9 protein-coding genes are annotated in these 20,229 nt (G+C 66.1%); 4 read left to right on the plus strand and 5 right to left on the minus strand.

Annotated elements, in window-relative coordinates; all coding sequences use genetic code 11:
* Window positions 1–112 precede the first annotated feature (112 nt).
* The 3 genes from ASC70_RS15415 to ASC70_RS15425 all read right to left on the minus strand — a co-directional run bounded on the left by ASC70_RS15415 (window position 113) and on the right by ASC70_RS15425 (window position 8,241).
* The gene (locus tag ASC70_RS15415) at window positions 113–2,590 is read right to left on the minus strand and encodes a glycoside hydrolase family 3 N-terminal domain-containing protein (RefSeq protein WP_082539732.1); all 2,478 of its coding nucleotides are present in this window, start codon (window positions 2,588–2,590) and stop codon (window positions 113–115) included.
* Window positions 2,591–2,720: 130 nt separating this feature from the next.
* Complete coding sequence (locus ASC70_RS15420) at window positions 2,721–5,699, minus strand: TonB-dependent receptor (protein ID WP_082539733.1); 2,979 nt, start codon at window positions 5,697–5,699, stop codon at window positions 2,721–2,723.
* 874 nt (window positions 5,700–6,573) lie between these two features.
* Window positions 6,574–8,241: an MHYT domain-containing protein gene (locus ASC70_RS15425; protein WP_056051526.1), complete on the minus strand. Its 1,668-nt coding sequence runs from the start codon at window positions 8,239–8,241 to the stop codon at window positions 6,574–6,576.
* A 342-nt stretch (window positions 8,242–8,583) separates the two neighbouring features.
* Here ASC70_RS15425 and ASC70_RS15430 point away from each other — a divergent pair, with 342 nt between their 5' ends.
* The 4 genes from ASC70_RS15430 to ASC70_RS15445 all read left to right on the plus strand — a co-directional run bounded on the left by ASC70_RS15430 (window position 8,584) and on the right by ASC70_RS15445 (window position 18,176).
* Window positions 8,584–10,335, plus strand: coding sequence for a PAS domain S-box protein (locus ASC70_RS15430; RefSeq protein ID WP_056051528.1), 1,752 nt, complete (start codon window positions 8,584–8,586; stop codon window positions 10,333–10,335).
* 979 nt (window positions 10,336–11,314) lie between these two features.
* Window positions 11,315–14,230, plus strand: a complete 2,916-nt coding sequence (locus ASC70_RS15435; protein WP_082539735.1) for a TonB-dependent receptor domain-containing protein — start codon at window positions 11,315–11,317, stop codon at window positions 14,228–14,230.
* Between the two features lie 68 nt (window positions 14,231–14,298).
* Entirely contained in the window at window positions 14,299–15,906 is a 1,608-nt protein-coding gene (locus tag ASC70_RS15440) for a carboxylesterase/lipase family protein (RefSeq protein WP_056051533.1), read from the plus strand.
* 14 nt (window positions 15,907–15,920) lie between these two features.
* Window positions 15,921–18,176: a beta-glucosidase gene (locus ASC70_RS15445; RefSeq protein ID WP_056051536.1), complete on the plus strand. Its 2,256-nt coding sequence runs from the start codon at window positions 15,921–15,923 to the stop codon at window positions 18,174–18,176.
* A 102-nt stretch (window positions 18,177–18,278) separates the two neighbouring features.
* Here ASC70_RS15445 and ASC70_RS15450 read toward each other — a convergent pair whose 3' ends face one another.
* Together ASC70_RS15450 and ASC70_RS15455 are read right to left on the minus strand one after the other, a co-directional pair.
* The gene (locus tag ASC70_RS15450) at window positions 18,279–19,229 is read right to left on the minus strand and encodes a LysR family transcriptional regulator (RefSeq protein ID WP_056051538.1); all 951 of its coding nucleotides are present in this window, start codon (window positions 19,227–19,229) and stop codon (window positions 18,279–18,281) included.
* A 162-nt stretch (window positions 19,230–19,391) separates the two neighbouring features.
* Window positions 19,392–20,162: a DeoR/GlpR family DNA-binding transcription regulator gene (locus ASC70_RS15455; RefSeq protein ID WP_047405431.1), complete on the minus strand. Its 771-nt coding sequence runs from the start codon at window positions 20,160–20,162 to the stop codon at window positions 19,392–19,394.
* Between the last annotated feature and the right edge of the window lie 67 nt (window positions 20,163–20,229).

Below are 20,229 nucleotides of genomic sequence, written 5' to 3' on the forward strand. Positions count from 1 at the left end.
GCTGAATGTCCGGTTCGCGCGGCGCGGCCAAGTTCCGCCGGCGCGACCTGGCCGGCAATGCAAACCTGCGGATCGGCATGGAAGGGTGGAGGTCGGACACCCCCTTTCCCGATCATTGACCCACGCTGTAAATGTCCGTCAGCCTTATGTCGTCCGATCCCGCGCCGACCATGATCTTGAACTGGCCCGGCTCGACCACCCATTGGTGCTTTTCGTTCAGGAGCGCCAAATCCTTCGGCCGCAACGTGAATTCGATACGGCGACGCTCGCCCGGTTTCAGGTGCACGCGTTGAAAGCCCCGAAGCTGCTGCTCATAGGTGATGACCGAGCTCACCACATCGTTGATATAAAGCTGCGCGACTTCATCGCCTTCGTGGCCTCCGGTGTTCGTGAGGTCGAAGCCCACCGTCACCATCGCGTCTCCGTTCGGAGCCGCCGGCTGAAGGGCAAGATTGCTGTAGGTGAACTGTGTGTAGCTTAGCCCATGGCCAAAGGCGTAGAGGGCGCCGTTCACCCGCGATAGCTCACCCTCCCATTGCGCATTGGGTTTGGTCGGGAAGTTAAGCGGAATCTGCCCGACGGTGCGTGGGAAGGTGACTGTAAGCTTTCCGCCGGGATTATAATCGCCGAACAACGCGTCCGCGATGGCCGTGCCACCTTGCTCCCCGGGGAACCAAGCCTCCAGGATCGCCGGCACATTCTCGTCAGCCCAATTGATCGACAGAGGGCGACCGTTGATGAGCACGAGCACCACCGGTGTGCCGGTCGCCTGCACGGCCTTCAGCAGTTCCAATTGACGCCCCGGCAGGTCGAGGCTGGTGCGGCTGCGGCTTTCTCCGACGGTCTGGCCGTTGTCGCCCAGGACCACGACGGCGACCTTGGCCCCCTTCGCGGCGGCGACGGCCTCATCGATGCCGGTCCTCTCCGCGGCGGACAGCGGCTCTGGCAAGGCTTCTGTACGGGGCCAGTTCGGGCTGACCACATCGACGCCCTTGGCGTAGCGCACCTCGGCTTTGCCGCCCAGCTTTGCCCGTATCCCTTCAAGGACGGTGACAGCCTTGCCGCCATGCGGGCTGTAGCGGCGGGCGGCATAGCTTGCGTCGTTCGCGTTCGGCCCGATGACGGCGACGATGTCCGTCGCCTTGCTCAACGGCAGCGCCGCATCCTTATTCTTGAGCAGCACGAGGCTTTCTCGCGAGGCCCGCAGGGCAAGTTCGCGATGTTCGGGGGCGCCAACCAGACGAGCCGTCGCGGCGGCGTCTTTCACATAGGGCCGGTCGAAGATGCCGAGCGCGAACTTGACGCGCAGGATATCGCGCACCCGGTCGTCGATCGTCGATGGCGCCACCAGCCCGCGCGCGACGGCCGCGCGCAGCGGCGTCACGTACTGCTCGGGAGGCGTGAAATCGGTGCGAACGTTCAGGCCCGCATTGACCGCCATGGCGGCCGCCTCGACCGGGCCGGCGGCGACCTTGTGCTTGCTGTAAAGATATTCGACCGCGCGGCTGTCCGAGACGACATAGCCGCGAAAGCCGAACTCGGTGCGCAGGCGATCGGTCAACCAATAATGGCTACCGGTGACGGGGATGCCGTCATAGTCGTTATAGGAACTCATGATCCCCATCAGCTTGGCTTCGCGGATCGCGGCCTCGAACGATGGCAGCTGGATGTTCTCGACCTCGCGCGGCGACAATTGCGGATCCGTGCGCGCCTCGCCCTCACGCGCGCCCTTGTTGGCGCTATAGACCGCGAAATGCTTGGCGGTGGACGCGACGGTCAGGTTCTCTTGGAGGCCGCTGACCATCTCGACGCCCAGGCGCGACACGAGGAACGGGTCTTCGCCATAGACTTCCTCCATGCGCCCCCAGCGTTGGTCGCGGGCGACGTCGAGAATGGGGGCATAGACATTGGTGTAGCCGAGCGCCCGCGCCTCGCGCCCGACGACTCTGCCGATATCGCGGACAAGCGGCGCGTCCCAGGTATGGCCGACGCCGATCTGGGTCGGGAAACTCGTGGCGTGGACGGCTTCGAGTCCGCCATTGGCTTCGTTCGTAAAGTCGGCGGGAATGCCGAGCCGGGTTTGCTCGATGAAAAAGCGCTGAACTTCGTTCATCGCCCAGACGTGCTTTTGAATATCGGTCGCGTAGATGCTCCGCGATCCCCGGCCCCAGCCATTGTGCATCTCATCGATATTGCCGACGCCGTCTTTCCAGATCTTCTGCTTCCACTCGACGGTAGGCAGTTCGTCACGCAACACACGCCCGAACCCGTACAGCGTCACCATTTGCGCCGTTTTCTCGTCCATCGTCATTTGCGACAGCAAATCATCGATCCGGCGCTCGGTCGGCTGCGTCGGGTCTTCGTAGATATCTTTTCCGCCGTTCTTGTTGAGGTCGATCCATCCACGCCGATAGAGTTCACGCCGCGATGCGAAGACCGGCTCCACTCCGGCGGTCAGGCTCGTCGTGGTCGGAAAGTCCTTGGAGGCTTTGACCTCGTCTTGCGTGGATTGCGCCAGCGCAAGCGCCCCTGCTCCGAGCGCGGGGACTAGGCAAAAGGCGACGCCCGCCAGTCGACAACGAATGCTCATGAGTTTGCCTCCCTGGCGCACAGCCCATCAATGCAAGGTATCGCTTGAACGCCCGCCCGCTGTTCGCGGGATCGCGATGATCCGCCCTCCCGTCCGCCGGGCGGCTGCCCGGCGAACGTCTTCTCGGCGGTCAGAACTTCATGTTCAGGGCGACGCGATAGGTGCGGCCGTCGTAGTCCTGGCGCCGGGCCATGTCCTCGACGCCCTGGTATTCCTGCCGCACCGCATTGGTGATGTTGAAAGCGCTGATCGAGATGCTAGCGCCCTCGCGGATGTTGAACGAGGCCGAGCCGTCCAGCTGGCCGCGCGCCATGACCCGCCGCGCCGCGCCGCCGAACCCGAAGATGGCCGCGTCCGGCACGTCGTAATCGGTGCGGTAGTTGTAGGTGAGGCGCACACCGAAGCGGTCGGTCTCATAATAGCCGATGACGTTGAAGTTATGCTTGGAGATGCCCGGCAGCGAGACCTTGGCGCCCGTCGGGCCGACGCCTTCCACCGTGGTGTAGGCGTAGTTGAATGCGCCGCCTAAGTGGCTCCAGAAGCCGGGCAGGAAGTCCAGGTTCTGCTGCACGTTGAACTCGGCGCCGCGCAGGGTGTAGGGCGTGGAGGAGTTGATGTAGCCGGTCAGGTTCACCGTCTGCAGGTCACCGCTCGCGTCGGCGCCAGCGCTTGTATAGCAGAGGTCGCCCTGCAGGCTGAGCGGGCCCAGGCCCAGGGTGCCGCCGTCCGCCGGACACAGCGCCTTGGCGCCGCTGACCTGCTGGACGAAGTTGTGCAGGCGCTTTTGGAAGACCGTCAGGGCCACTAGGCCGCCGGGGCGATTGTACCACTCCATCGACAGGTCTAGCGACGTGGCGGTGTAGGGCCGCAGGTCGGCATTGCCGAGGGTGGCGGTGATGACGTTGGAGTCGTTGGGCGTGCCCACCAGGGTGACCGGCGAGAACTGCCGCGGATGCGGGCGCACATAGGTGCGGTAGGCGGCGGTGCGGACGATGAAATCATCCGTCACGTCGAACACCGCGATCGCCGATGGCAGCCACTGGCCGTAGCTGTCCTTGTACTGGCGGTAGGCATAGTCCGAGAGGCTGCCCAGCGTGGTCGTCGAGGTCTTGATGCGATTTAGCGTATTCGTCGTCTTGTCGGTGTGCTCGTAGCGCAGACCGACCGAGCCGCGCACCGGGATCGAGAACAGGTGACTGGCGTATTTGCTTTCGACATAGCCGGACGCGACGTCGGTCTGGCTGGTGAAATTGTAGCGGCCGATGTTCACGTCGTCGTTCAGGGTCTGGTTGAACCCGTTGAACGCCAGCGGCGCGCCCTCGTACGGCGTGACCGGCTGCAGCGCCGAGAACAGCGCCTTGACGTCGGTGATCCGCCAGTTGGTGTTCATGCCGGGCAGCGAGCCGCCGAAGAAGTCGTCGACGGTGGGGCTGGTCTGGCGATAGCTGTCCTTGAGGTTCTGCGACTGGATGCCGACCGCGTTGATCTTCGAACCGCGCGAGGCGTACTCGTTCCGCTCGAAGCGGCCGCCGAACTGGATCGACGAGAGCGGACCAAACTGGGTCTGGCGCTCAATGTCCTGCTGGATCGCCTTGATCTTGCTGGTGGCGTAGGCCTGGATGCCGGTGATCTGGAAGCGAAGCCGGTTGGGCGTCCCGACCGGCGAATTATACCAGTTGGTGAACTCGGCGCTGCTGGTTGCGGCCGACCCTTGGATCCACGTCGGATTGCCGTCGACGTTGAACATCGGTGTGCTGCTGGTGAACGACATGCGGTACTTCGAGAAGTCGCCGCCGCCGCTTGAGAAACTGCCGTTGACGCCATTGCCAGTGGCGACCTGGACGCGGTTGAAGGTGACGTACTGTTCTTCCGAGGCGTTCTTGGCGCTGGAAATCGTGGCGATCGTCGATAGCCGCCAGCGATCGTTTTTGTATTCCAGCGTGGGATTGATGCCCCAGGCCTTCTGGGTCTGCGGGAAAAGGCGCGAGTCCTCGACCAGATTGACGCCGGAGAAGTCGAAACCCTGGATGTAGTACGAGCCATTAGGCCCGCGGTGCAGGTCGCCGGTCGGGGTGATCCTCGCCCCGGTCCCCGAATAGCTGACCGTGCTGAAGTTCTGGCTGGTGTTGCTCTGGGTGCGGCGTGTGAAGAGGCCTGTGACGCCAACCTTGAGCTCGTCGCTCACCTTCCACTCGGCGCCGCCGGCGCCCGAAAACTGGTCGCCGATGTTGACGCGCGAGTATTGTCGGCTTTGGGCGACGTACTGGACGCCGGTCTGGGCCAGCTTGCCCGTGCCGCCGGCCACAGCTACGCAGCCCGACACGTTGGCGTAGGTGGTCGCGCAACTGCCGGCCGGCGCGTAGTAGTCGGCGTAGCGGGTGATCAGGTCCGGCGTCAGCGTCGTCGTCAGCGTGCCGTAGCTGTTGAACAGCACGGAGTCGCGACGGAAGTTTTCGTGCTTGAACGCCGCGATCCCAAAGACCGCGAAGTTGTCGGTGATGTGCTTGTTGTAGCCAAGCGTGAAGCTGGGTTCCCCGCGCTTGCCGAGCACATTGTAGTCGTATGAGGCCTTCAGGCGGCCACCTTCGCGGCGCGACAAGGCGCCTTGGATCTGCAAGTCGATATTGCCGCTGACACCGCCGGACTGGCCGTGGGCCATGGGCGACTTCTCGATGCGCACGGCGCTGAACACGTCCGACAGGAAAGCGCCCAGCGGGGTCGAAGACTGCAGGATCGGCTCGGCGAAGGCCACGCCGTTCAGGGTGGTGCGGGCGAACTCACCGGGCAGGCCGCGCAGGTTGATGGTCGCGTCGCGGCCTTCGGCCTCGCGATTGATCTGGATGCCAGGCACGCGCTGCAGCGCTTCGCCAATGTTGAGGTCCGGGATGCGGCCCATGTCATCCGACGAGATGCCGTCGGTGATCTCTATGGCTGTGCGCTTGGTGCGAACCTCGTTGGCGTAACTCTGTTTGAAGCCGGTGACGACGACCTCGCTCACGGTCTCGGTCGCCTCGGTGTGCGGCGCGCTCTGTCGCGCCAAGGCGGGCGAGGCCGCCACCAGACTCGCCACGCTGACAGACGCTAACAGCATCGACTCGTGCAAACGCATGTTCCATTCCCCCCTGTTTTTTATATGTGATCGAGCTGGCGCGTTGAGCGCAGCCTCGTCAACAACTTTCTTCATAAGTGAATATGAATTTTGCTGCTAAAATCAACTGAGTTTTGGATTCAGAGCTGAGGTATCGGGACGCGCGCCTTCCTCGGCGGCCGAAAAGCGCTAGATCGGTCGCCCGGCCATCCGCGCTTAACCCTCATCGTTGGGGCAGCCGGTCGGGACGGCTGACGGCGTCGGGCATGGACGGGATCGCGCGGGATCGCGTCGAAATCGATCGCCGACGAAGAGGCCTTGCGCGCGGATGAAGGCATTCATCGCCCTTCATATGACCTCGAACGCCTGGACGTAGAGGTCGCAGCCTCAAGCGCGTCTAGGTGGCGCCGATGACGGGAACGTGGTGCCGGCCAGGCGGTCGACAATCCGTCGACGGCGGCCAGGCAGGCGCGTGGCGAAGGAAGGCTAGGCCGCGTCTTCGTGGCGGTTTGTCCACATCTGGATATCCGCTCGCGTCGCTGATGGAGGGAAAGTTCATCTATGAAATGCCCGAGCCTGCACTAGGTTAGAATGGTTCGGCGCGGTTCGATCCCTCCGGAGTTCTAGCCGCACATGATCAGCCCCGCCTCGGAGGCGAAAGGCGAGTTGCTGGAGTGGTCCTTGAGTCCGCTCCGGCGCTGTCCGGCCGCATCGCCAGCGGTCATCCGGATCGGCTACCTCCCCGCGTGGCCCGTCTTGCCTTGCATCTGGTCGTCAGAGCGAGGAGGGCAGAATCCCGAGTCCCACGAACCATCTATCGGCCAAAGCCGGCCAGGGTTCGCCCGAGTAGACGTTCGACGGCGAGGAAGGCCCGGGATCGGCAGCGCTGCGTCCGCTATAAGCCAAACGTGGTTTCGCGTTCGGGGATCGACTGCAGCGGCGCTTCAATCCGGCACACCAGGCCCGCGGGGTTGAACTCGAGCGCCAGTTTGCCCCTCAGGTCCTGTTCGACGCTGCTCTTGACGAGACGCGATCCAAACCCGGCTCTCGCGGGCGGCGAGACCTTCGGGCCGCCGGTTTCCCGCCACTCCAGGGTCAGCAACGGCGCGTCGCCGCCGATATCGAGGCTTGCCCATCGCACGTTCAAGCGCCCGGTGGCGGTGGCCAAGGCGCCGTACTTGGCCGCGTTCGTCGTCAGCTCGTGGAAGACCATGCCCAGGGCCAGGGCTTGACGTGCGGGAAGGCTGAGCGAGGGGCCCGCGACGCTAACCTGTTCGGCTGGGTAGGGCGCGAGTTCCTGGGCCAGGAGATCACCGACGTCAGCGGCCTCCCAGCTGGACTGGGTCAGAAGATTATGAGCCGCCGACAGGGCCAGCAACCGGTCCTCGAACGCTTGTCGAAACTCAGCGACCGAGGCCGCGCCGCGGGCGGTGTGCCGGGCGATCGACTGGATGGTGGCCAGGGTGTTCTTGACCCGATGATTGAGTTCGTTGGTCAGGAGGCGATGACGTTGTTCGCTGGCCGTGACGGCCGCGAAAGCCTGATGGCGGTCGGTGACGTCTAGCACCACGCCGATCATCCGCGTCGCGCGCCCCTGCGGGTCGCGGATCACCTTGCCGCGGACATTGACCCAACGATCCTGGCCCGTCAGACGGTACTCGGCGTCGTAGTCGGCGCCGCCGCGCTGAGCGCTTTCGACGGCCCGGTCGCGGCGGGCGCGATCCTCCGGCGACAGGCTTCCGAGCCAGTTCTGCAGCGTGAACTCATCGTCGCCGCGCAATCCGAACAGCGCCTTGACCTGGCTCGAAGCCTGAAGCGTCTGGCCGCGAAGATCATATTCCCAATAGCCGACGCCGCCCGCGTCCAGGGCCTGCAGGATGTTGCCGCGCTGGTCGTAGAGCGAGGCCATGATCGCCAGAAACAGGATCAGCAGCGTGCCCGCCGCGACGCCGACGCCGAGCAGGAAAGGCGGAACGCCCAACGGCGTCACGACGGAGGCGCCGGCGATCGGCGTCAGGTCAAGGGCGGCCATGGCCGTGTAGTGCATGCCCGCGATCGCCATTCCCAGCAGGCCGGCCGCCAGCAGGCGAGAGGCGGCGGCCCGCGGACGCCGCGCGACAAGCAGGCCGACCGTGGAGGCGACGATGGCGATCGCCAGCGACAGGGCCACGAGGCCGGGGCGGTAGTCGAGCGCCACGGCCGTTCGTAGCGCGGCCATGCCCACATAGTGCATGGCGCAAATGCCAAGGCCCATGACCGCGCCCGCGACCAGTACGCCGGCCAGCTTCGCCCCTGGCCGGGTCGCGGCCAGGAAAGCGCCCCAGGTGGAGCCGATCGCCAGGGCGAGCGACAGGACCGTTAGGCCCGGCGCATAGGCCACCGGCGAGCCTGGGTCGAAGCCCAACATGGCGATGAAGTGCATCGACCAGATCGACAGGCCCATGGCGGTGGCCGCCGTGCTGGTCCAGACCAGTCGCGCCCGGCCGATGTGGGCCTGAACCCGGCTGGCCAGATCAAGCGCGGTCCAAGATCCGAAGACCGCCACGGCCAAGGCCAGGGCCACGAACGTCCAGTCATGATGATGATGGTGCAGAATCGTCAGGCTCTTGGCTGGGCGTCCCTCTCGCGGACAAAGGGCGGCAGGGCGCGGGTCATGGCAAGAGCGATTTCACGCCCGCGCCGACACCGCGGCGAAGACAAGCGTCTTTTGTCCGCGTCGTATTGTTCCCAATGGCCATCGGCATGGCCGAGGAACGGCGTTTGTAGGGGCTTGGCGGCGCTCGCGCTGTCGCCATCAGCGCTGGAGGCGGTGTCGCTTCATAAAGAGCGATGTTTTATGAGTCGTTGAGGAAACCGGCGCGGTATTCGACGCCCGCGGCCACCGCGCGGGACGATGGAAGAGGGCATGAGCGACAACAAAAGCCAAGTCTCGCCCGTCGGTCTGGTTCTGGAGGCCGCACTCGACGCCATGGTCGTCGTAAGCGCCGATGGCCGAGTGCGCAATTGGAACCAACAAGCCGAAGCGATCTTCGGCTGGAGCCGCGACGAAGCCCTGGACCGCCAGATCGACGATCTCATTGTTCCCGAACCGGACCAGGGGGCCAGCGGCGAGGACGTGCCTAGGTATCCGGAGACCGGGTTGACGGCGATCGTGGGGCGTCGCGTCGAAGGCGTGGCGGTTCATCGCCACGGCCGCACCTTTCCTGTTGAACTTTCGTTCTCGAAAATCGACGAGGGCGGCAAGCCCGCGTTCATCGGCGTCATCCGCGACATCTCTGATCGCCTGAGCGAGCGGCGGGCGCTCAAGGCCGAACGCGATCGAAACCAGAGCGTGTTGGACAACATGCTCGACGCGTTCGTGCTGTTGGATTGGGACCTGCGCGTGCTTCAGGTCAATCAGGCGGCGCTGCGCATGGAAGGGCGCTCTGCGGAATCGATGCTGGGCAGAGCGCACGGAGACATTTGGCCCGGCCCGGCGGCCGAAGCGCTGCGGCGTAGATACCGATCGTCGATGCGTCGCCAGGAGGCGCTGTTCTTCGAAGAACAGTGGCGTGACGCGCGCGGGGTCATGTGGTTGGAAATTCGCACGCAGCCGACGCCGGAAGGGCTCGCGATATTCTATCGCGATGTCAGCAAGCGCAAAAAAGCCGAGGCGATCCTCAAGGCGAGCGAAACGCGGCTGCGCACCCTGGCCAATGTCGTGCCGGCGATGGTGTGGATGTCTTCGGACCAAGGCGACGTCGAGTTTCTCAATGAGCGCTGGTTTGCGTTCACCGGCGCGGAGCCGAGCCAAGACGATCCGGCCGTGCTCTCCTTCCTGCACCCCGACGATGTGCCGCGTGTCGCCACGCTCTGGGCAGCGGCCTTCGAGCGAGGGGAGGGGTTCGCCTCCGAGCTTCGAATACGTCGTGGCGACGGCCAGTTTCGGTGGTTCCTGTCCCGCGCCGAGCCGGTTCGGACGCCGAAGGGAAGCGTTTCCGGCTGGATTGGCGCGAGCATCGATATCGATGATCAGCGAATGGCCCATGAGCGCTTGAAATTGATGGTCAACGAGCTGAACCATCGCGTGAAGAACAACCTGGCGGCGGTTCAGGCGCTCGCCGCCCAGACCTTTCGCGGCGTCGACCCGCTGCCGAATGCGCGCGAAGCGTTCACGGCGCGGCTGGTCGCCCTTGGCAAGGCGCATGACATCCTGACGCGAAAGCAGTGGGAGGGCACCCAACTGATCGACATCGCTCGGGAGGTCCTGGCGCCCAATATTCCGGAGGCCGAGGCCGTAACCATCGAGGGCCCGCCCGTCTCGCTGGGGCCTAACGCCGCGCTCACATTGTCGATGGCGCTCCACGAACTCGTCACCAACGCGCTGAAGTACGGCGCGCTTTCGATGCCGGGGGGACGCGTAGCTCTGCGCTGGCGCGTTGACCTGGGAACCAAGCTGCGCCTGACCTGGGTTGAGACCGGCGGGCCTAAGGTCTCGCCACCGACCTCGATGGGGTTTGGCGCGCGTCTGCTCACGCGCAGTCTGGCCGCCGAGCTGCGCGGCGTGGTCAGTATCGACTATCAAGCAGACGGTATCGTATGCACGATCGAGGCCCCGCTCCAAGACGGCCGTCTTGGTCCGCCGGCGACGATGACCTTCGATGAGGCGCCGATCTGAAGGTCCACGTCCTGGAATGATCCCAGAGCCCGCAACTGGCGCAGTGTGGCGCTACATCTTCGCGATCGTTCGAGACTACAAGCTGAACGATAGACCATGGCTGGCGCGCCCTATGTCCATCTGGGGCGGCGGCGGGAGGCGTCTTATTCATCCGTGGATTGCCGGCGCGGCCGGCCTAGCCGGGTGAGCGCCATGACAGGACGGATTTCAAAATAGCCACCGCGGTCCTGCGCCATGGTCAGTACAGGGGCGGGGGCTTGGCCTTCCTCTGTCCATCTCTGGTGCGTGTAGTGCGCCAGGCGGCGCATCTGTTCAGCCGCCGAAACCGCCGTGGCCTGCAACAACAGCGCCGCGACTATGACGGCCCTTGATCGATCGCACGGCGAGATCCGCCCTTTCCCAGACTCCGCGGTCCGGAGCAGGCGGTCATTGCCGCTCTTTGGGCGCGCAATGGCAAGCCCCAGTTAGGGGGCGAAGCGCCTACTCATTGGGACGCGATGGGCGTGGAGCCGGCTTTCTGACGATGGTCCGCCATCGGTTCTTTCCGGCCAACCGTCCTAGTGAATGCCGTGTTTCTGGAGTGGCGCAGCGAGCCCGTCTCAATCGCCCGCTGGGGGCATTTCGCTATCACCTTGCAGCGCGCGACCGTCGCGCTCGCACGTTCGTTTCTTCGAAGCATCAGCTTTGTCCGCGGTGCATCGCGATCCATAGGCGCTTCTCTTCATTGGGCTGGCTTTCTTGGCGGCTTCTTTGAAGGCCTCGACGCCGTCATTCTTCGGCTGCGCCTATCAACTCTTCCAAAAAATCGTTTAGCGCTCCGAAGGCGCATCGGACAGCGTGACTTCGAGGTCAACGACAACGTTGTCGTTCGCCGGTGGCCTCACCGAAGCAGAGCATTGGCGATGAGCGGACCTGTCTGAACAGGCTTCCTCGATCACCTTTGATTCAAAAGAAAAAAAGACAAAAGGGGGAGTATGAAATGCCCATCGGGAGAACCCGTCGGACCGTGTTCAATCTGCTGGTCGGGGCGTCGTCGATCGCCCTGGTCTGCGCTTCGCCGGCATGGAGCCAGGAGCGCGTCACGGCGTCGGATCAAGCCAGGACCGGCACCGCAACGAAGAGCGACCCCAAGGCCGACCGGGCGGCCGTGGTCGAGGAAGTCGTCGTGGTCGCCACGGGGACCAACATCGCCGGCGTCAAGGCGGTCGGCAGCGAGACGGTGACCCTCACCGCGGAGGACATCCGCGCCACCGGCCTCACCGACATCCAGCAGGTGCTGCGCACCATGCCGCAGATACAGAGCACGCCCAATTCGGGCGGCTCGGGCCTGAACTTCCGCGAAGGCGGCACGACCGGCTACGGCGGCAACCCCACCCAGGGCACGGCCGTCAACATCCGCGGGATCGGCTATGGCGCGACCCTGACCCTGGTCGACGGCCGCCGGGTGGCGCCCAGCGGCGCCTCCGACGCCTTCACCGAAGCGATCCAGGTGCCGATCGCCGCCCTGGAGCGCGTGGACGTGATCGCCGACGGCGCGTCGGCCATCTATGGCGCGGACGCCGTCAGCGGCGTGATCAACTACGTGCTGCGCAAGACCTACGACGGGGCGGAGGTTTCCGTCCGCGCCAATACGAACCGCTTCTCCGAGGAGATCGGCGCGGCGTTCACGGTCGGCTCGCATTGGGACAATCGGCTGGGTCGCGGCAACGTCATCCTGACGGGCGACGCCATGCGCCGCACGCGCGGCAAGCGTTCGGAAAGCCCGTTCCTGATGCAGGACCTGCGGCGCTTCGGCGGCCAGGACAACCGCGTGCTGAACGGCGCGATTTCGTCAGGCGGGGTTGGCAATCTGGTGGTCAGCCAGAACGGCGCCGGCGGAACGACCTATACCTACTATGGCCTGCCGATCGGGGCCGGAACGGGCGTGACGGCCGCGCGGCTGACCGGGACCACCCTGGTCGACACGGCCGACTACAACGACTACCTGCCGGACGTGAAGCGACAGCAGTTCTCGCTGTTCCTGAACCAGGAACTGAGCAGCTGGCTGACGGCCTATTACGAAGGCTTCTACACCCATCGCAAGACCTCGACCTTCCAGTACGACCCCAACACCGGCAGCAGCATCACCGTCTGCGCGGGGACGCCGTTCTATGTCACGGGCGTTACGGGGACGCCCGGCTCGGCCACGGCCAACTGCCCGGGCGGCGGCGAGACCTTCGACATCAACTTCAACCGCTATGTCGGGCCGACCGAGACCTACAACCCCAACACCGCCTACACCCAGACCGTCGGCCTGTCGGCCACGCTGCCGGGCGGCTGGAAGGGCGAGGCCTATTATACGGGCGGCCTCGACCGCACCTGCGGCATCTGCAACCTCGGCAAGAACGTCAATCTCGACGCCTTCGCGGCTCAGGTGAACGCGGGGACGCTGAACCCGTTCAGCACCGCGCCCTTGACCTCGGCCCAGCTGGCCAGCTTCACCGGCTCGAACGTCCAGTACAGCCGCAACGTGATGAGCGACGCGGTGGTGAAGTTCAACGGGCCGCTGTTCCACCTGCCCGGTGGGACGGTGCGCGCGGCCGTGGGCGCGGAATATTCCGACCAGCACGAAAGTCTGACCAACGGGGCCAGTCGCGGCGCGGCCAATGTCTTCGGGATCGACAACCGCTCCGACGAGACCCGGCGGGTCAAGTCGTTCTTCGCGGAGATCTATGTGCCGATCGTCGGGCCGGACAACGCGATCCCCCTGGTCCAGAGCCTGGCGATCGACCTGGCGGGCCGCTACGACGACTATTCCGACTTCGGCGACACCACCAATCCGAAGGTCGGCCTGACCTGGAACGTCAGCGACACCCTGGCCGTGCGGGCCTCGGCCGGCACCTCGTTCCGCGCCCCGACCCTGACGGACAAGAGTCCCGTGGTCTATTCGGCCGAGCTGGTCGGCCTGCCCACGGTCAATAATTCCGGCGATCCCGCGATCGGAGCCCTGTTTCCCGGCTACACCAGCGCCCTGGTCGCCCTGGGCAACAATCCCGACCTGCGGCCGGAAACGGCCGACACCCTGTCGGTCGGCGTCGACATCACCCCGCCGGCGCTGCGCGGCCTGCGGATCTCGGGGACCTACTATCGGATCGACTACCAGAACCAGATCTCGAACCCGAACCGCGACCTCTATCTGGCGAGTTCCGCCAATCGGGCCGCGTTCGCCAAGTACATCACGCCGATCAGCAATCCAGCCGGCTGCGTGGCCAGCAATCCGGCCACCTACGATCCGAAGCTGCGCGACTACCTGGCCGGCCGGATCGCCGACTACGTGGTGCCCATCAGCGGCGGCTATTGCCAGATCAACGTGATCCTCGACGCCCGCAAGACCAACCTGGCCTCGACCTTCCAGGACGGCTTCGACCTACAGGCCAGCTATCTCTTCGACACTGGTTGGGGGCGATGGAACCTTGGCGGGTCGATCACCAAGATCCTGCACAACAAGGTCAAGGCCTCGCCGTCGGTGGCCGAGATCGACCGCCTGGACCAGCTCTACTATCCGATCAGCCTGCGCGGCCGGGCGAACCTGGGCTGGAACCGGGGCGGCTGGAGCGCCAACCTGTTCCTCAACTATGTCGGCGACTACGCCAACACCGCGCCACTGACGGTCAACACCGTGGTGATCGGCGATCCCAAGGTCGGCGCCTGGACAACCTTCGACCTGGGCCTGGCCTACATGGTCCCGCGGGATCGCGGCCCCGCTTGGCTGAAGGGCGTGCGCGCCTCGCTCAACATCCAGAACCTGGCGAACAGGGATCCGCCGGTGGTCCTGACGGCCGGCGGCGCCTACGACGGCAGCGCTCACAACGTGCTCGGCCGCCAGTGGTCGCTGCAGATCAGCAAGACGTTCTGATCCGCCGCGCGGGTTGAGCTTTCAGTGTGACATGCGGCGCCCGACCGGGCGCCTCGGGAGAAACGAAGATGAGAATGGTTTTGTGGGTTTCGGCCTGCGCCCTGGCCTTGGGCGTCGGAACCGCCGGCGCGGCGCCCGTTTCGGACGTGGTGACGATCGGCGCGGGAAAGATCCAGGGCGCGGTCGACGACGGCGTCCTGTCGTTCAAGGGCGTTCCTTTCGCTCAGCCGCCGGTGGGCGAACTGCGCTGGCGCGCGCCGCAGCCGGCCAAGCCGTGGACGGGCGTGCGTCCGGCTACGGCCTATGGCGCCGACTGCATGCAGCAGCCGTTCCCTAGCGACGCGGCGCCTCTGGGCACGAAGCCGGCCGAGGACTGCCTGGTCGCTAACGTCTGGCGGCCGGCGGGGGCCGCGGCCAAGAAGCTGCCGATCATGGTCTGGATCTATGGCGGCGGCTTCGTGAACGGCGGTAGCTCGCCGTCGGTCTATGACGGAAGCCAGTTCGCCCGCCGGGGCGTCGTCTTCGTCAGCTTCAACTATCGCCTGGGCCGGTTCGGCTTCTTCGGCCACCCCGCGCTGACCGCCGCCAACGCCGACGGCGGGCGCCTGGGCAACTACGGCTACATGGACCAGATCGCGGCCCTGAAATGGGTCAAGGAGAACGCCGCGGCGTTCGGCGGCGATCCCGACAACGTCACCGTGTTCGGCGAGTCCGCCGGCGGCGGCTCGACGCACATGCTGCTGACCTCGCCGGAGTCCAAGGGCCTGTTCCAGAAGGCGGCGATCATGTCCGGCGGCGGCCGGGGCAGCCTGATGGGGCCGCGGCGCCTCAGCCAGGACCTGCCGGGCGTTCCGTCCGCCGAGACGATCGGCGTCAACTTCGCCAAATCCGTGGGGATCGAGGGGACCGGGCCGGAGGCGCTGGCCGCCCTGCGCGCCCTGCCGGCCGAGAAGGTGCTGGCGGGCTTGAACATGGCCGCCATGTTCAATCCCAACGGCCCGCCGACCTACGGTGGCCCGATGATGGACGGCAAGATCGTGGTCGCCGACCCCGAGGCCGCCTACCGCGCCGGGACCCAGGTGAAGGGGCCGGTCATGGTCGGGGCGACCAGCGCCGACATCGGCTTCGGCTTCGCCCAGACCAAGGACCAGGTGTTCGACCCGTTCGGCCCGCTGAAGGACGCGGCCAAGGCCGCTTACGACCCCGCCGGCGACGCCGACGTGCGCCTGGTCGCCTACAAGGTGGCGATGGACAAGATGATGGTCGAGTCCGCCCGGTTCGTGGCCAAGGTCATCTCGGCCCAAGGCGTCCCGGCCTACGAGTACCGGTTCTCCTACGTCGCCGACTCGATGAAGGGCGAGTGGAAGATGGGGGCGCCGCACGCCACCGACATTCCCTACGTCTTCGACACCGTGAAGGCCAAGTACGGCGCGGCCCTGACCGCCAAGGACGCGGCCATCGCCAAGGCCGCCAATGCCTATTTCGCCAACTTCGCCAAGACCGGTGATCCGAACGGGCCAGGTCTGGCCAAATGGCCAGCCTACGACGCCAAGGCCGACGTCCTGATGGACTTTGGCGCGGACGGCGTGGCGACCGCCAAGTCGGAGCCTTGGAAGGCGCGCATGGACGTCACGGAGGCGGCCGCCAAGCCGTCGACCGCGACCGCCGGCCGGTAGGGCGAGGAGAACCCATGTTGCGACACATGCTTCTGGGCGGCGCGACGGCCTGCGCCGCGCTCGCCTTGGCTTGCCAGTCCTCGGCCCAGGCCCCTCCGGCCGAGCGCTCCTGGATGAACACCAAGCTTTCACCGGAAGAGCGCGCCCGGTTGCTCGACCAGGCCCTGACCGAGGACGAGCGCTACGGGCTGTTGCACGGCGTCATGCCGCTGCCGTTCTTCCCCGGGGCCAAGATCCCCGAGGACGCCGTCCCAGGCGCGGGCTATGTCGCGGGCATTCCACGACTGGGTGTGCCGCCTCTGCGCGAGACCGACGCCAGCCTGGGCGTCGCCAATCCCGGTGGGGTGCGCAAGGGCGATACGGCGACGGCCCTGCCGGCGGGCCTGGCCCTGGCCGCCAGCTGGAACCCGGACAACGCCTATGCCGGCGGCGCGGTGGTCGGCGAGGAGGCCGCGCGGAAGGGCTTCAACGTCCTGCTGGGCGGCGGCCTGAACCTGGCTGCTGAACCGCGCAACGGCCGCAACTTCGAGTATCTCGGCGAGGATCCGTTGCTGGCCGGGACCCTGGCCGGGGCGGCGGTGCGGGGCGTCCAGGACCGTCACGTCGTCTCGACCGTCAAGCACTTCGCCCTCAACGATCAGGAGACCGGGCGCAACGTCGTCAACGCCGTGATCGACGAGCAGGGCCTGCGCCAAGGCGAGCTGCTGGCCTTCCAGTTCGCGATCGAGAAGGGCCAGCCTGGCTCGGTGATGTGCGCCTACAACAAGGTCAACGGCCACTATGCCTGCGACAACGACCTCCTGCTCAACAAGGTGCTGAAGGGCGACTGGGCCTGGCCGGGCTGGGTGATGTCCGACTGGGGCGCGGTTCCCGGCATCCGCGCCGCCGCCAACGGCCTGGACCAGCAGTCCGGCGCGCAGCTGGATCGGCAGGTCTGGTTCGACAAGCCGCTGCGCGAGGCCGTCGGCAAGGGCGAGGTCGCGGAGGCCAGGATCCATGACATGTCGCGCCGGATCCTGCGCTCGATGTTCGCGGTCGGCCTGTTCGACACCGCGTCGCGCCAGGGACAGCCGGTCGACTACCTAGCCGGCGCCAAGGTTTCCAGGACCACGGCCGAGCAGGGCATCGTGCTGCTGAAGAACGACCGGGGCCTGCTGCCCCTGGCCAAGGGCGCCCGGAAGATCGTGGTGGTCGGCGGCTACGCCGACACGGGCGTGCTATCCGGCGGCGGTTCGGCCCAGGTGATCACCGGAACCGGCAACGCCGCCGCCGTTCCGGTGGGAGGCGAGGGGCCTTTGGCCGCCTTCGCCTCGCAAGTTTATCACCCGTCGTCGCCGTTGAAGGCGATCAAGGCCAAGCTCGGCAAGGAGACCATGGTCCGCTTCTCCGACGGGCGCTATCCGTCGGAGGCGGCGGCCCTGGCCAAGGACGCGGACCTGGCGATCGTCTTCGTGACCCAGTGGATGATGGAATCGATCGACGCCGGCGACCTGTCCCTGCCTTCGGGACAGGACGGTCTGGTGGCCGCCGTGGCCGCCGCCAATCCCAACACCATCGTGGTGCTGGAGACCGGCGGGCCGGTGCTGATGCCCTGGCTGGACCAGGTCGGCGCGGTGGTCGAGGCTTGGTACCCTGGCGTCAAGGGCGGCGAGGCGATCGCGGACGTGCTGTTCGGCGACGTCAACCCGTCGGGGCGGCTGCCAATCACCTTCCCCGCCTCGCTCGACCAGCTCCCCAACCGCCAGGTCGCCGGCTTCGGCTATCTGGGTCCCAGCTTCACCGATCCGCCCGAGGTCGTCGCCGAAAAGACCAAGAGCTTCGACGCCCCGCACCCGCAGGGGTCGGACATCGGCTATCGCTGGTATGCCCGCAAGGGCTTCAAGCCGTTGTTCCCGTTCGGCCACGGCCTGTCTTACGGCCGCTTTTCCTATGGCGCGCTAAAGGTCGCGGGCGGCGATACGATCACCGCCAGTTTCGACATCACCAATACCGGCGACAGACCCGGCGCCGACGTGCCGCAAGTCTATCTGACCGCGCGCTCGGGAGCCCCGGAGCTGCGATTGCTAGGCTGGTCGCGCGTCGAACTGCGGCCGGGTGAGACCAAGCGCGTCACCATCACCGCCGATCGCCGACTGCTGGCCGACTTCGACGTCAAGGCGCGGGGCTGGCGGATCGACGCGGGAACCTACGAGGTGGCCGTCGGCGCCTCGGCGGCCGCCTTGGACGCCAAGGCGGCCGTGAAGGTCAAGGCCGCGAAATTGAAACCCTGAGCGCCTGTCCTGCGCTTTGACGGCCGCCCGTTCCTCCGCGGGCGGCCGTTCTTTTTCACGGTGTGGCAAGGCGGCGGGCGAGCCTACGCCGCCGCCGTGGGATCATTCCGAGACCGCTGGGCGACTTGAGCGCACGGAGTCGCCGTGGACCCGGATGCTCTCGATGAACGCGGCGGCGATCCGGCGCATGGGCACACTGCGTCGGCGGATCAGCACGATGTGCCGGGCGAAGCCCGGGTCGTCGACCTGTCGGGCGACCAGATGAACGCTGCGCACCTCGGGTGAGGTCGAAGGCAGGACCGCAACGCCCAGTCCGGCCCCGGCCAAGGCCGCGGCGGTCAGGGTGTAGGTGACCTCGCAGGCGGGGGTCACGCTCAGGCCGTTGGCGGCGAAGGCGCGATCGACGGCCGCGCGGGCGCTGCTGTTGCGACAGGTCAGGATCAGGGGATAGCGCGCCAGGGTGCGGACGGTGATCCGCTCGACCTCGCTCAGCGGATGTCTCGGACGGAAGACGACCAGCAGGTCGTCCTGGAACAGGTCCTCGCTGTCCAGGTCGGCGTCCCCGTCGTGGCGGACGCAGATCCCGAAGTCCACGTCGCCGGAGCGGACCCGCGCTCGGACCTGCTCGTCCATCGCGTCCTCGACGACGAAGGTCGCCTCCGGTCGGTCGGCGCGAAAGCGGCGGATGATCTCCGGCAGCACGCTTGCGGCGCAGGACGGCAGGCAGGCCACACGGATCATGCCGCCGGCGCGGGCGGCGTGATCCCGGGCGTTGATGACGGCGCCCTCCAGATCGTTCACGATCCGCATGAAGACGGGCAGCAATTCGCGGCCGGCGTCGGTGAGCTCCACGGTCCGCGTATTGCGGTCGAAAAGGCGCAGTTCCAGGCCCTCTTCCAGTTGCTGGATACGGCTGGTCAAGGCTGGCTGCGACAGGTTCAGGGCCTCGGCGGCCTGCCGAAAGCTGTTCGTCGACGCCACTGTGACGAAGCCCCGAATTTGGCTGAAGGTGATCCGTAAGCCGTTGAGCAATGGCGCGACGCGGTCGTCCATCGGTTCGATCCTCCCGTACGCCGGCGTTGCTCACCGGTCTGCGGATGATCGAACGGCGGCGACGGATCGTCGTCCAGTGTAATCGACGTAATCTAGCGTTGAGACGGAGAGTCCTCGGTCAACGCGCGGACTATTTGGTGGTCTAGGAGACGTGCAGCCGACCTACTTGATCGCCGTTTCGATAACGCGCACCCCACGCGCTTCGCATTTCGCCGCCAGATCCGGGCTCTCCAGTCGGTCGGTGACGAACACGTGGACGTCGCCGATGTGCCCGATCCTCACCGGTGCCGGACGGCCCAGCTTCTGACTATCGGCGACCAGGATCACCCGTCTCGAACTCTGGATGATCGTCTGTGACACCTGCACCTCGTTGATGTCGAAGTCGAGCAGCGACCCGTCTTCGTCCATCGCCGACGCGCCGATGATGGCGTAATCCACCTTGAAGTTGCGGATGAAGTCGACCGCGAAAGCGCCGACGGAAGCGCGGTCGGCGCTGCGCACTCGCCCGCCAACCACGATCACCTCGATGCCGGGTGAAGACGCCAGGATGTCGACCACATTGAGATTGTTGGTGATCACCAGAAGGCCGGTCCGCCCTTGTAGGGCCCTGGCGACCTCCTCGGTGGTCGTGCCGATGTTGATGAACAGCGAGGCCTTTTCGGGGATTAAGGCCGCCGCGGCGACGCCGATGGCCTCCTTGGCCTCGCGCGCCAGAACCCGCCGCGCCTCATATTCCAGGTTGTCGACGCCGCCCGCGGCGATCACGGCGCCGCCGTGCACGCGCTTGAGCAATCCCTGGTCGCAAAGGTCGTTGAGGTCCTTGCGGATTGTCTGACGCGAGACTTGGAGTTGATCGGACAAGGCCTCGACCGTCACCCGTCCGCTTTTGCGGGCGAGCGCGAGAATCGCCTCGTGACGCTGCTCGATAGCCATCAACGCACCTCCAAGTCCGGCTTAGCGCGTCGGCGTCGCTGTTGGCCAGACGCCGTGCCCGATGCTT

Origin of the sequence: Caulobacter sp. Root343 (assembly GCF_001425745.1) — a bacterium.
Taxonomy (GTDB): Bacteria; Pseudomonadota; Alphaproteobacteria; order Caulobacterales; family Caulobacteraceae; genus Caulobacter.